General features: G+C 39.6%; 11 protein-coding genes. 1 reads left to right on the forward strand and 10 read right to left on the reverse strand.

Going from position 1 to position 14502, the window contains the following annotated elements; all coding sequences use genetic code 11:
- Positions 1-10: 10 nt before the first annotated feature.
- From B7E05_RS14745 to citZ, 4 genes are all read right to left on the reverse strand, one after another.
- On the reverse strand, positions 11-1423 hold the full coding sequence (locus B7E05_RS14745; RefSeq protein ID WP_080874917.1) for a hypothetical protein: 1413 nt from the start codon (positions 1421-1423) through the stop codon (positions 11-13).
- 160 nt (positions 1424-1583) lie between these two features.
- Positions 1584-2522 (reverse strand): malate dehydrogenase, encoded by a 939-nt coding sequence (gene mdh / locus B7E05_RS14750; protein WP_080874918.1) that lies wholly within the window; start codon positions 2520-2522, stop codon positions 1584-1586.
- A gap of 129 nt (positions 2523-2651) precedes the next feature.
- Positions 2652-3947 carry an NADP-dependent isocitrate dehydrogenase gene (gene icd / locus B7E05_RS14755; protein WP_281252508.1) on the reverse strand — a complete coding sequence of 432 codons (1296 nt, stop codon included), beginning with the start codon at positions 3945-3947 and terminating at the stop codon, positions 2652-2654.
- 34 nt (positions 3948-3981) lie between these two features.
- Positions 3982-5103 carry a citrate synthase gene (gene citZ / locus B7E05_RS14760; RefSeq protein ID WP_080874920.1) on the reverse strand — a complete coding sequence of 374 codons (1122 nt, stop codon included), beginning with the start codon at positions 5101-5103 and terminating at the stop codon, positions 3982-3984.
- 497 nt (positions 5104-5600) lie between these two features.
- Here citZ and ytvI point away from each other — a divergent pair, with 497 nt between their 5' ends.
- Positions 5601-6707: a sporulation integral membrane protein YtvI gene (gene ytvI, locus B7E05_RS14765; RefSeq protein ID WP_179134547.1), complete on the forward strand. Its 1107-nt coding sequence runs from the start codon at positions 5601-5603 to the stop codon at positions 6705-6707.
- A gap of 4 nt (positions 6708-6711) precedes the next feature.
- On the opposite strand, the gene B7E05_RS14770 is transcribed toward ytvI, so the two are convergent.
- The 6 genes from B7E05_RS14770 to ystJ all read right to left on the reverse strand — a co-directional run bounded on the left by B7E05_RS14770 (position 6712) and on the right by ystJ (position 14280).
- Positions 6712-7107 (reverse strand): FxsA family protein, encoded by a 396-nt coding sequence (locus tag B7E05_RS14770; protein ID WP_080874922.1) that lies wholly within the window; start codon positions 7105-7107, stop codon positions 6712-6714.
- A 169-nt stretch (positions 7108-7276) separates the two neighbouring features.
- A complete protein-coding gene (gene pyk / locus B7E05_RS14775) occupies positions 7277-9037 on the reverse strand; it encodes a pyruvate kinase (protein ID WP_080874923.1) in 1761 nt (586 codons plus the stop codon).
- A gap of 70 nt (positions 9038-9107) precedes the next feature.
- Entirely contained in the window at positions 9108-10067 is a 960-nt protein-coding gene (gene pfkA, locus B7E05_RS14780; RefSeq protein WP_080874924.1) for a 6-phosphofructokinase, read from the reverse strand.
- Positions 10068-10660: 593 nt separating this feature from the next.
- Positions 10661-11617, reverse strand: a complete 957-nt coding sequence (accA, locus tag B7E05_RS14790) for an acetyl-CoA carboxylase carboxyl transferase subunit alpha (protein ID WP_080874926.1) — start codon at positions 11615-11617, stop codon at positions 10661-10663.
- A gap of 6 nt (positions 11618-11623) precedes the next feature.
- Positions 11624-12478: an acetyl-CoA carboxylase, carboxyltransferase subunit beta gene (gene accD, locus B7E05_RS14795; RefSeq protein ID WP_080874927.1), complete on the reverse strand. Its 855-nt coding sequence runs from the start codon at positions 12476-12478 to the stop codon at positions 11624-11626.
- Positions 12479-13041: 563 nt separating this feature from the next.
- A complete protein-coding gene (gene ystJ, locus B7E05_RS14800; protein ID WP_080874928.1) occupies positions 13042-14280 on the reverse strand; it encodes an NADP-dependent malic enzyme in 1239 nt (412 codons plus the stop codon).
- Positions 14281-14502 lie beyond the last annotated feature (222 nt).

The following is a 14502-nucleotide window of genomic DNA, read 5'->3' on the forward strand; positions in this document are numbered from 1 at the left end:
TTTCTGATAATCAAAATAAAATGACCGCAGCAAGTGTTGCTGCCAAAAGCCCCAATATGACAGGGAAAAAGTTTTTTCTGACTAATTCCATAGCTGAAACACCACAAAATCCCGCTACAGCTATTAAAGATGACCAGGCAATTAGCGCACCTCCACCAGTCCAAATAGCTCCCAGCTGACCAATTGCAGCCAGTGTACTTGCATCAATAGAAGTTGTCTCCAGCGAAGCAGCCAAAGCACCTGCAATAGGTAAACCAGAAAAGCCGGATCCATCCAGACCCGTGATGATTCCGACAATTAATAAGCTGAAAGCAACAAATACCGTGCTATCCGGAAGAACAGACTGGATCGAAGTAATAATCTCAAATAAAAAAGATGGTGCTTCTTCTACCAATAAAATATCTTTAGAAAATTCGGCACTGCCTAGAAAGAAAAAGCCTGCAATCGGAATGACCGGGCCCATTGCTTTAAATGCAAACACAAACCCATTTGTAATATGATTGCCCACATAATCTAATGCATTACGTCTTCCAAACACACCTGTAGCAAATAACAATAAAATAACCGCTACGCCACCTACAAGTGCTGCTCCTTCTCCACCCACTAAATCACTGGAGCCGAAAAATTTATTATAAAGCATATATCCGACGACCGATATCAAAGCTATAGGTACAATCCAAGCAAAAATACGACTCCACGCGAATAAATGGTTGGAAGCAGGTTCATGCCCGGATGAATCATAGTCTTGAATATTTTCTGCTTCTGTCTGATTTCTCGGATCTTCTTTGGAACGGATTGATTTTCTGTAAAATAAATAGGCTAGTAAAGAAGCAATAACCCCGGTAATAACAGATAAAACAAAAGCTCTGTCCGCAACTGCTGCTGTTTCTACACCGGCTGCTTTTGCTGATAAAGCTGGTGCTACCTGAACAATATAATCCGAAGACAATGCCATTCCCTGACCTGCAATCGTAATAGCAACTGCTGCTGTAATGGCAGGGAGCCCAGACCTTACGGCAGCAGGAACAAGTAATGCACAAATAAGCGGAACAGCTGGAGTCGGCCAGAAAAACAAGGAAATAACATACGTAACGATCAATAAAACAAAATAAGATAGATGGCCGTTTACCATGACCTTCTGAATTGGCTGGATCATCAGCACATCCGCTTGTAAATCTTTTAACGCATTTAAAAGCGCAAGCATAAAAGTAATAATCAAAAAGATATTGAAAAGCTCTTGTGCAGCGACTAAATTGGCATAAAATATCGCCATAAATCCGCTGACGATACTTCCTTTATAAAAACTAGCAATTACAAACGTTCCTAGTAAACTCGGAAGAACAATCCCTCTTCGAAAAATCATTGTCACCAAAATAAGCAAAGTAAAAAATCCATACAATACATGCGGGATAGTTAAACTCATCTCATTCAGACCCTCTCCTTCACTATGTACAGTAGCCTATGCAATAAGGAAGAGAGAGGGTACAAAATAATAAGAAAGGAAAGCAAGACCTTCCTATTTTTTCTGGCCATGCAAAAGCGCAATGGCTTTTTTCAAAACCATTGCGCTGTCACTGATAATGTTATTTTAAAATGTCTATTACTTTTTTAACCGATTCTGCCGATTTATCTAATTGTTGTTTTTCTTCGTCTGTTAAATCCAGCTCGATAATTTTTTCGATTCCACCTCCGCCAAGAACAGTTAGCACGCCTAAATAAATGCCATCATACCCATATTCTCCTTCTAAATAAGCAATGGCCGGTAAAATTCTGCGCTGATCCTTCAGAATCGCTTCTGCCATCACAGTTAAAGAAGCAGCCGGGGCATAGTAAGCACTTCCATTTCCTAACAAATCTACAATTTCACCGCCACCCGTCCGTGTTCTTTGAATAATCTCTTCCAGACGTTCTTTCGAGATCAACTTTTCAAGCGGAATACCTCCTGCATAGGAATAACGAATAAGCGGCACCATATCGTCCCCATGGCCTCCGAGAACAAATCCGGTGATATCTTTTACAGAAATATTTAATTCTTCCGCTATAAAGGCTCGAAAACGGGCTGTATCCAAAACGCCTGATTGTCCGATAACACGTTCTTTTGGCAACCCGGAAGCTCTATAAACGCTGTAGGTCATCGCATCTACCGGATTGGTCAATACAATAATCGTTGTATCTGGTGAGTATTTAACAATTTCTTTTGAAACCGTATTCATTATTTTGGCATTTGTATTCACTAAGTCATCTCGGCTCATCCCCGGCTTCCGAGCAACACCTGCTGTAATAATGACCAGGTCCGAATCCTTTGTATCTGCATAATCAGATGTACCCGTAACTTTTGCATCAAAACCTTGAACTGGCGCCGCTTCTGCCATGTCCAATGCTTTTCCCTTGGTTGGATTCTCCATATCCGGAATATCGACAAGGACGACATCACCTAATTCTTTTTGAGCTACCATTAATGCCGCCGTTGCTCCTGTAAAACCAGAACCAATAACGGAAATCTTTTTTCGTGCAGAAACCATTTTACTTACCCCCTTCATGATTCTTTAAATGTTTATTTAAAGAAAATGTTTGCAACGACGGTTCTTTCCGCTGCTGCAAACATTTTCTCCCGTTCATCTTTTTACTTGATGCATCATGAATTTTACTACTTATGCATCCATATTTTTAATTAGTTCATCAGCGAATTCAGAGCATTTCACTTCTGTTGCCCCATCCATCAGGCGGGCAAAATCATAAGTGACCACTTTTGAACCGATTGTTTTATCCATGGATTTTGTAATTAAATCAGCCGCTTCTCTCCACTCTAAATGCTCAAGCATTAATACAGCAGAAAGAACAACAGAAGATGGATTCACTTTATCCATTCCTGCATATTTCGGTGCAGTTCCATGTGTTGCTTCAAAAATAGCATGTCCTGTGTCATAGTTGATGTTTGCCCCAGGAGCAATACCGATTCCACCAACTTGCGCAGCAAGAGCATCGGAAATATAGTCACCGTTTAAGTTCATGGTAGCAACAACATCAAACTCTTTTGGACGAGTAAGAATTTGCTGTAAGAAAATGTCTGCAATGGAATCTTTTACAATCAGTTTACCAGCAGCTACAGCATCGTCTTCCGCTTTATTCGCTGCATCTTTCCCTTCCGCTTCTACAATACGGTCGTACTCTGCCCATGTGAATACTTTGTCACCGAATTCCTGTTCAGCAACTTCATATCCCCAACTTTTAAATGCGCCTTCTGTAAATTTCATAATGTTTCCTTTATGCACTAACGTAACATTCTTACGGCCTTCATTTAAAGCATAATTAATTGCCGCCCGGACAATACGTTTTGTTCCTTCTTCAGATACCGGTTTCACGCCAATACCAGATGTTTCAGGGAAACGAATATTCTTTACATCCATTTCATTTTGTAAAAAGTTAAGCACTTTTTTCACATCGTCCGTGCCTTTTTGCCATTCAATTCCTGCGTAAATGTCCTCCGTATTTTCACGGAAAATAACCATATCTACCTCTTCAGGACGTTTTACCGGAGATGGTACACCGTCAAAATAACGGACTGGACGCAAACATGTGAATAAATCCAGTTCTTGGCGTAAAGCTACGTTAAGTGAACGGAATCCTCCGCCAATTGGAGTTGTTAGAGGCCCTTTAATAGCAATTTTATATTCATCGATTTTATCCAGCGTGTCTTGTGGTAACCATTCACCTGTTTTATCAAAAGCTTTTTGGCCAGCATATACTTCTAGCCAGTCTACAGATTTTTCACCATTATAAGCTTTTTCAACAGATGCCTCGATAACACGGCGGGCAGCAGCCCAAATGTCCGGGCCAGTTCCATCCCCTTCAATAAATGGGATAATTGGTTTGTTTGGTACATTCATTTCGCCATTTTCTACTACAATTTTTTCACCTTGTGTCATAGATAAAACCCTCCTAGTTATGATTCCTGTTACATTCTATCATATTTTAATGATATTAGCCTCTATCTTTCATAGAAACATATTCCCGTAAATCCGGACCGTTATACTCTGCACGCGGACGAATTAAACGGTTGTCAGCATACTGTTCCAGAATATGAGCTATCCAGCCGGAAGCTCTGCTTACAGCAAATATCGGCGTAAATAAATCTTCTTCAATTCCTAAGCTGTGGTATACAGACGCACTGTAAAAGTCAACGTTTGCAGGCAGTCCTTTATGCTCTTTCACATAGTCTTCAATTTTAATAGACATGTTATACCATTTTTCTTCTCCTGTACGTTTGGTCAACTGTCTGGACATTTCTTTTAAGAATTTAGCCCGCGGGTCACCATTGCGATAGACGCGGTGTCCCATTCCCATAATTTTTTCTTTATTATCCAGCTTCTCTTTAATATATGGAATAGCATTTTCTTCTTCGCCGATTTCATGAAGCATCTTCATTACATTTTCATTCGCGCCGCCGTGCAACGGTCCTTTTAAAGCACCAATCGCTGCTACTATTCCGGAATAAATATCAGAAAGTGTTGCAACACAAACTCTGGCTGTGAACGTAGATGCATTTAATTCATGATCAGCATGTAATACAAGTGCTTTATTAACCGCTTCCACTTCAATATCTTCCGGTTCTTTTCCATTCAGCATATATAAGAAATTAGCAGAATAACTCAAGCCTTCTTTCGGCTGTACCGGATCTTTCCCATCCCGTATTCTTGCAAATGCAGTTACGATAGAAGCAATTTTTGCCTGAATACGAACCGCTTTTCTTTTATTGGATGCTTCATCTGTCTCGTCTGCTTCTTCATCATAAATTCCCAGCAGAGAAACTGCTGTCCGTAAAGCAGCCATCGGATGTACGCTTTTCAAATCATAAGAACGCAAATGATTAATAATAGCATCGGAAATAACCATATTCTTTGCCAACTCAGACTTTAATTCATCTAATTCTGATTTTGTAGGAAGCTTTTGATTCCAGAGTAAATAAATAATTTCTTCAAAACTGGAATTTTCAGCTAAATCATCAATCTTATAACCAACATAGGATAATTGATCATCAATAATGGAACTAATTGCTGACTGCGTTGCGACAATATTTTCTAATCCTTTTGTTGAATTTGCCATATTACCTCTCCCTTTCCAGATAATCAAAATATTTCGTATTTATTCCCATTTAAATAAATAATAATTGGGTAACAAACAAATCTTGGATGTTTCAAGCTATGTAAGAATAAACTTGTACTAATTTATATTCGCATCGCATCGTTCAGGTGATGGAACGCGCATTTTGAAGGCAATAAAACGTGTACCAAAATCTTTTGAAAGTTACGAATCAATGCATGTATTATTCTCTCTTTTAAAACATATTCAAAAACATCTTCTCTTTATTTGTACCCTTCAGCCTGATAAAAAAACTAATCTTTTCAGCTGCCCATCTTCCATTATAAAGGATAATAAGCAGAATGTGAATTGAAACCGTTTAAATTGTGTTAAATACCTATAAGATTTCTTTTATTTAAGTTATTCCTCTGCAGATGAATCTCGATTCAAACACCTGATTACTTCTACTTTCATGGTTTGCAGCATAGATTATATCAGGTCTTTTTTTGGAGGAAATGTTGATGCCATCAAAAATTATCGGACAACTTACCCGCAGCCTTATTGTTATTATTATTTCAGGCAGCAGTGTGTTCTTGCTCTTTCTATTATTTCCTTACATCTACCCTATTTTGATAGCTTTTTTATTATCTTCTATTTTTCAGCCGTTTATCAGATTGTTTGTAAATAAGTTGAAAATGCCGCGATTACTGGCTTTAATATGCACTTTTTCACTTTTTCTCAGCGTATTCTTTATTGCTTTATTCTTTTTAGTAAGCGAAGTCTACCAGGGTATCCTTTATTTATCAGACAAGCTCCCTGCCTATTTTCACTATGTCATGGAGCAATTTCAACAGCTGCTGGACACTTACATTTTACCATTATATGATCAATTACTTTCGCTTTTAACAACGCTGCAGGTGGATTACAGGTTGGAGGTCTATGAGTATATACATTCTTTGACAGAATCGATTACGCAGGCTTTCTCCCATTTTTTTCACATACTGCTGCAGCAAACTGCGAGCTTTTTGATGGTTCTGCCAAACTCCTTTACTGTTTTTATTTTTATAGTCCTGGCTACCTTTATGATCAGTTATGATTACCACAATATCCAGTATAAATTCCGTAAGACTATACCGTCTGATTGGTATGTTCTCTACAAAAAAATAACCTCTCATTTGAAAGAGGCTGTGATAGGTTATTTCAGAGCACAGGTAATACTGGTTTGTCTTTCTGCGGTTATTTTGTGCGCCGGTCTTCTCGTCCTTCGAGTAGAACATGCATTTACGATTGTTTTATTTGCAGCAATTGCTGACTTTATGCCTTATCTGGGTGTTGGCATTATTCTTATACCATGGATTCTTATTAGTTTTTTAACCTTTAACTATCCATTAACGATTGGTTTATCCATACTTTATGCGCTGGTTATTATTATCAGACAGCTTTTAGAACCTAAAATTGTCGCAACATCTATCGGCATTTCTCCTTTAATGATGCTGATAAGTATGTTTTTAGGTGTACAATGGTTCGGCATTTTAGGCTTTATTTTTGCTCCTATTACGTTAGTTATGATGCTTGCGATTAAAAAATCCGGCGTGTTTCAGCAATTATTTCTCTATATCAAAGGATAACTTGTTACCAGCGGCGGTAAATGATGGTATTTCTTCCCATAAATTGCATGATTATTTTCTTTAACTGCTTATTAAACCATTTCCTTGTCCATGGGATTAATAATAATAAGCCAGCTGCATCCAGCACAAATCCTGGAATAATAAGTAAGAATGCTCCAACGAATGTTGCTATTCCATCAAGAAATTCTTCGGCAGGGGGCACCCCTCTTTGTAATTGCTGCTGCGAGCGTCTAAATACTTCCATGCCTTGATATCTGGCAAGAAAAATACCTAACATGGCTGTCGCAATAATTAATCCAACGACCCATAACACGCCGATAAGCCGGCTCAACCATAGAAAGACTCCGATTTCTATTGCCGGAATAATGATGAATGCTGGAAGAAGGTATTTCATTTTCATTTTTAACACCCTTTCTCTTTTGCAACTGAACCGTTTTTGTTCTCAGCGCCTGGAATTACTTCTTTTATAAGAAGCTATCCACATTATAAAATAGAACCTCCGAGTAGCTTTTTCGGAGGTTCTGTTCCTTTTTTAATCATCTATTATAGTAGATAGTAGACACTCATACTTACAATACGTCCGCATGACCTGCATATACTTGGCCGCGGCTGCTATCTACGGTAATATCCTGGCCATCTTCCAGTAATTCGAAGACGCTCTCCACACCTACAACAACTGGAATACCAAGGCTGACGCCAACTACCGCTGCATGCGATGTCAAACCGCCTTCTTCCGTAATCACAGCACCAGCTTTTTCAATCGCCGGCATCATTTCTTTTTCTGTCGCATGTGTTACCAGAATATCTCCTTCATTCATACGGGAAAGTGCTTCTTCATTATTTTGAGCAAAGACAACATGCCCATATGCTCTACTTCTGCCGACACCTTGTCCTTTGGCAATAACATCACCAATCACATGCACTTTCATCAGGTTGGTTGTCCCTTTTTCACCGGCAGGGATTCCTGCAACAACAAGAACGGTATCTCCGCGTTTGCATACGCCTGCTTCCAATCCTCGTTTCACAGATACTTCCAACATTTCATCAGTGGATTTCGTTGGCGTTCCCATCACTGCATGAACTCCCCATACAAGCGCCAATTGCCGATTGACAGATTCATCTACTGTAACTGCAATAATGGTTGCCTTTGGACGGTATTTTGACATCATGCGGGCTGTCGATCCGCTTTCTGTCGGAGCAACAATCGTACCGATATTTAAATTATATGCTGTATGGGATACAGATTGTGTAATGGCTTCTCTGATTTCCATATCTACATTTTTGGAACGTTCTTCTAAAATAACTTTATGGTTTAATCCCGATTCCGCTTTTAAAGCAATGTTACTCATTGTTTGCACGGATTCTACCGGATAAGCGCCTGCAGCTGTCTCACCGGAAAGCATGATAGCATCTGTACCATCAAAAATAGCATTAGCTACGTCAGAAGCTTCTGCACGGGTTGGACGAGGATTGCGCTGCATGGAATCCAACATTTGTGTTGCCGTAATAACCGGTTTCCCTGCTGTATTACACTGCTTAATAAGTTTTTTCTGTACGAGAGGAACATCTTCTGCAGGTATTTCTACACCAAGATCTCCACGTGCAACCATTAAACCATCACTTACTTCCAGGATGCTGTCAATATTATCCACACCCTCCTGGTTTTCAATTTTAGGGATGATTTTTATATGTTCTGCACCATGGTTCTCCAGTACCTCTTTAATTTCCAAAACATCAGAAGGCCGGCGAACAAAAGATGCCGCAATAAAATCGATGCCCTGTTCAATTCCAAAAATAATATCATTGGTATCTTTCTCTGTAATTCCGGGAAGGTTAACCGATACATTCGGCACGTTTACGCCTTTTTTATTTTTAATTTCTCCAGAGTTTAATGCCACAGTGGAAATTTCTCCACTGTCCGTATTAATTTCCTGTACCTCTAACTCAATAAGCCCATCATCCAGCAAAATTTTAGAACCTGCATGGACATCGTTGATTAACCCATCATAAGTAACACTGAACTTTTCAGCGGTACCTTCTACTTCATCCATGGAAACAATCACATTTTCACCTTGAACAATATCTGCTCTTCCTTCTTTAAAGCTTCCTGTACGGATTTCAGGACCTTTTGTATCCAGAAGAATCGCTACTGTTCTATTTTTATTCGCAGCTGCTTCGCGAATATTATTAATCCTTGCACCATGCTCATCATAATCTCCATGGGAGAAGTTTAATCTGGCTACATTCATTCCTGCATCGATTAACTGCTCTAATCTTTCTACTGATTCCGATGCTGGACCGATTGTACAAACTATTTTTGTGTTTCTCATTTTTATTTCCTCCTTCAATTCATAACCAAAACTTCATCAGGTACTTCATATGGGCTTTTAGCCTTCCTCATTAGATAGATAGTTCTTTAGATAACTGGAACATTTCATTATTAATATGATGCTTCCGTTTTAAAATCTCATCCATATCATTATCCACAATTTGGTTGTTTCGAATACCAACCATCCGTTTGCTTTTATTATTTAAAAGCAACTCCACTGCTGCAGCACCAAGGCGGCTTGCTAATACCCGGTCCTGACCGGTTGGTGAACCACCACGTTGAATGTGTCCCAACACCGTGACGCGTGTTTCTAAATCCGTGGTTTCTTCAATATATTTTCCAACTTCAAATCCACTGCCGACACCTTCAGCAAGCAGGATAATACTATGCTTTTTGCCACGCTTATGGCCCCGGTTTAACCGGTCAACAATCTCTGAGAATTCTTCCTTTTGTTCAGGGATCAGAATGCTTTCTGCACCAACAGACAATCCTGCCCATAATGCTAAATCTCCTGCATCGCGGCCCATTACTTCTATGATATACGTCCGTTCATGAGAAGTAGCGGTATCGCGAACTTTATCGACAGCTTCTATAATGGTATTCAGAGATGTATCAAATCCAATGGTAAAATCCGTTCCTGCGATATCATTATCAATTGTTCCTGGCACACCAATACAAGGAATCCCTTTTGCTGTCAGCTTTTGCGCGCCTTTAAAACTGCCATCACCACCGATAACAACTAAACCTTCTATGCCAGCTTTCTTCATTTGCTCGACTGCTTTTTCCTGGCCTTCATCGGTTTTAAATTCTTCACTTCTGGCTGAAAATAGGATGGTGCCGCCACGGTGAATAATATCACCGACAGAACCAAGGTGCATTCTTTCAAAATTCCCCTCCATCAAACCCTGGTAACCATTTTTGATGCCAAATACTTCCATGTCATGATAGATCGCCTTTCTAACAACTGCCCTGATGGCAGCATTCATACCCGGAGCGTCTCCACCACTTGTTAACACACCAATTCTTTTCATTTATTTACCCACCTTCATGTTAAAGTATTGCCATGCACCGTTTTTAGTACGTGTTCAAAAAGTCCGATAAATAGGACCAAGTCGGCTAAGGTCTCAGGTGTCCTGGAGCTGGGCTTACTCGCCCGATCGGAAACATTTGGGGCTGCGCTTACTTGCCCCATCGTAAAGAGCTGTGCGTCGAAAGTTTAAGGCAATGAGCTTTTACGTACAGACTTCCACAGGACGCAGACATTCTTAACAGAAGTCCCCTTTCCTGCCGTGTCATTTTTATTGGTTTTTGAACATCCTCTTTAAGTATATTCAAATGTTGATTCCATCCGGTATTCTTCTTCGGCTGAAAACCAGCTGCTATCATCAAATAACTTTCTATTTAACTGCATTCCCGGTACCGGACTTTCAAAACACGTGAAACCTTTTAAGTATACATACAAGATAAAGAAACTCGTTGGGAAGAGTTATTATAAATCAAAACAGATAAATCATTGATGATAGAATGTATCTTTCGTCTGCCACATCATCTATTTTACATGATTCTTTCATTATAATCCAAATTAAAATAAAGGCTGATATTCATTCTCAGCCTTTATAAACCATTATACCTTTTGAAATGAACCAATCTTTTTATATTTTTGCCATCTTTCTTCTACAATATCCTCAGATGACAATCCTTTCAATTCATTTATTGATTTTTCAAGTACTTGATCAATAAAGACAGCTTGCGCGTCAATATCCCGATGTGCTCCACCTTTTGGTTCCGGTATCACTTCATCAATAACATCCAATTTTTTTAAGTCCGGAGCTGTAATCTGCATGGTTTCAGCAGCCCGCTGTGCTTCCCCTGCATCTTTCCAAAGAATAGCAGCTGCACCTTCTGGAGATATCACGGAATATGTAGAATTCTCCAGCATATGGACACGATTTCCTACTCCGATTCCTAATGCACCGCCGCTTCCGCCTTCACCAATGACAATACATACAATAGGCACTGTTAATCCGGCCATTTCCATTAAGTTTTTAGCAATCGCTTCACTCTGCCCTCTTTCCTCGGCAGCTTTGCCCGGGTAAGCTCCTTTTGTATCAATAAAAGTAATGATAGGTCGATGAAACTTCTCTGCCTGTTTCATGTGGCGCAGCGCTTTTCGATAGCCTTCCGGATGCGGCATTCCAAAATTACGTTTAATATTTTCTTTCGTATCTTTTCCGCGCTGATGACCAATCACAGTGACCGGTTGTTTCTTATAATAAGCTATACCAGACACAATTGCTTCATCTTCACCAAATAGACGGTCTCCATGAAATTCAATAAAGTCTTCAAATAACCTATCCACATATTCAAGCGTGGTAGGTCGATCAGCATGTCTTGCCATCTGTACCCGATTCCATGGCTTCAGATTCCCATAGATATCATCTTCCAGTTTGGCTAAACGCTCTTCCAGCGTCTTGATTTCTTCTCGTAAATCAATATCACTGTTTTCTGTGAATGTTTTCAGCTCTTTAATCTTTTCTTTTAAATTTACGATCGGTTGTTCAAATTCTAATATCTGTGTCACGTTTGATTACCTCCCATCCGCATGCATGGATAGTATCTTTCCAAGCGTTTTTTTCATATCATGGCGGTGAATAACCTTGTCTAATTGACCATGCTGCAATTGAAACTCAGCAGTCTGGAAATCATTCGGCAGTTTTTCCCGAATGGTCTGCTCGATAATTCTGCGGCCTGCAAAACCAATGAGCGCTCCCGGTTCAGCAAAATTATAATCTCCAATCGAAGCGAAACTTGCGGATACACCACCAGTAGTTGGATGGGTCATAACAGAAATCATTAAATTACCGCTATCCCTGAATCGTTTCACAGCAAAAGATGTCTTTGCCATCTGCATTAAGCTTAAAAGGCCTTCTTGCATACGTGCCCCACCAGAGGCTGTAAATATAATAAAAGGAATGGATTCTTCTCTGGCATTCTCGATAGCTCTTGTAATCTTTTCTCCGATTGCAGAGCCCATACTTCCCATTCGGAAGTTGGAATCCATCACTGCAAAAGCAATCTGATTCCCCTCAACTGCTCCTGTTCCGGTAACTATTCCTTCATTAAGGCCTGTTTTTTGACGGTCTTTTTTAATCTTAGACTCATAGTCAGGAAAATCAAGCGGATTTGCTGATGTCAATCCCTGGTCCCATTCTTCAAATGTTTCTTCGTCAAATAAACTCTCAATTCTTGTCCAAGCTCTCAACGGATGGTGGTACCCGCAGTTTGGACAAACATATAAAGCGTTGGCTATTTCTTTTCGATAATAAATCTGTTTACAATTATCACACTTCTGCATTAATCCCTCTGGAACATCTACTTTTGCTTTCTCGCTCGGGATCGATGCATACTTTTTACGCTTGCCGAAAAAATCTTTAAGTGGCAAAGCTTATCCCCCCTTTTGCTACTGCTAGGTCATGTTTGTATAAAGTATATATTAAATAAATTGCAAATACTAACCAGCATTCTATTAGATGTCAAATAAGAACGTTTTTCTTATCTTACCATTGTAAACTATTTTACCGAGTTATAATAGTACATGTTCAAAAAGAATCTGGAAAAGGTTCTGTCGACTAAAAACTCCGAGTCTGCTTGGTTACAGCGCCTTAAACCGCTTCAGATTGTGATTGCTCATTCTGTTGCAAGAAGCCAGTTCTTTTTAAACAATCACTGTAAAATGAAATAGAAACCCAACCAATAGATTACCACCTGATGGCGAGTCGCGCAATCACGTTGTTTTCATTCATACTAATTTATATATCAATGTAATGGTAATAAAAGGTTTTTATTCGCTTATTCACACGTTTTTTAGTCGCTTCATCTAAAACGTAAAAAAGGAAAAATCTACATATGCCCGTAAGAATGACTTGAAAAATTTCCGCCAGCAAAAAATCCCCCTGAGACATTTTAAGATCAAAAATATCTCAGAGGAATCACAATCAAGTCAAATTATTTATTAATTTCTTTGGTAAGAACTCTCGTCTTTTCCGCTACTTCCTCAGGATCAACTTGAATACGGGCGACCCCCGTTTTCATCGCTGCATCAGCAACGTGTTTGGCTACAAGTGGTGCTACCCTGCTATCAAACGGAGAAGGGATGACATAATCTTCATTCAGTTCCGCCTCTTCAATCAAAGAAGCAATTCCTTCCGCAGCAGCAATTTTCATCTCTTCATTGATACGAGTTGCTCTCACATCTAAAGCTCCTCGAAAAATCCCTGGGAACGCAAGCACATTATTTACCTGGTTTGGGAAATCAGACCGGCCTGTGCCGATAACTTTTGCTCCAGCTTCTTTTGCTGGCTCCGGTAGAATTTCCGGATCCGGGTTCGCCATCGCAAAAATAATGGCATCATCATTCATCTTCTCAACCATCTCTTTTGTTAAAGCACCGCCTACGGAAACACCGATAAATACATCTGCACCTTCTAATACATCTTCCAGACTTCCTTCGATTTTTTGTGCATTCGTATATTTGGCAACCTTTTCTTTTACCTTATTCATTCCTCCGGTGCGCCCTTCATAAATTGCTCCTCTGGAGTCACACATAATCATATCATGAACGCCTAAACTTCTTAATAACCGGATAATGGCAATACCAGCAGCACCTGCTCCATTTGCCACCACTTTTATATTTGAAAAATCTTTACCCACTAATTTTAAAGCATTCATCAGACCTGCAATGGTGACAATTGCAGTACCATGCTGGTCATCATGAAAAATAGGAATATTCGTCTCTCTTTTCAATTGTTCTTCTATAATAAAGCAATTGGGCGCTGCGATATCTTCCAAATTAACTCCGCCAAAGGTCGGCTCCATTAATTTAACAGTCTCTACGATTTTATCGACGTCTTGGGTACCCAGACAGATTGGAAAAGCATCTACCCCTGCAAACCCTTTAAATAGTACTGCCTTCCCTTCCATAACCGGCAGGGAGGCCTCTGCACCAATATTGCCAAGACCCAAAACAGCAGAACCGTCACTTACTACTGCAACCATATTCCCCTTCATTGTATAATCATAGACCGTTTCTTTATGCTCGTAAATTTCTTTACAAGGCTCCGCTACTCCCGGAGAATATGCTAAACTTAAATCTTCCTTGTTTTTAACTGGTACCTTTGCTTTCACTTCCAATTTACCTTGTTTCTGTTCGTGTAAATGTAATGCCTCATCTCGTAGCTTTGCCATTGAATTCCGCTCCTTTGAATACTGTAAGTAATATGTAAAATGACTCACGCTTACATATTGGTTCAAGCCTTTTAAATCCCTTTCATTATAACAGATGAAGAGCTTGTGTAAAGTATCTGCAACTGTTAAATTATGATCTTTTCAATAACAGGATAGTGTGTGTATGTGCAGCAAAATGATAAAAGGATTCTCCGGTTAAACGATGCCGGACCATACACCATT

Source organism: Oceanobacillus timonensis (assembly GCF_900166635.1).
GTDB lineage: Bacteria > Bacillota > Bacilli > Bacillales > Amphibacillaceae > Oceanobacillus > Oceanobacillus timonensis.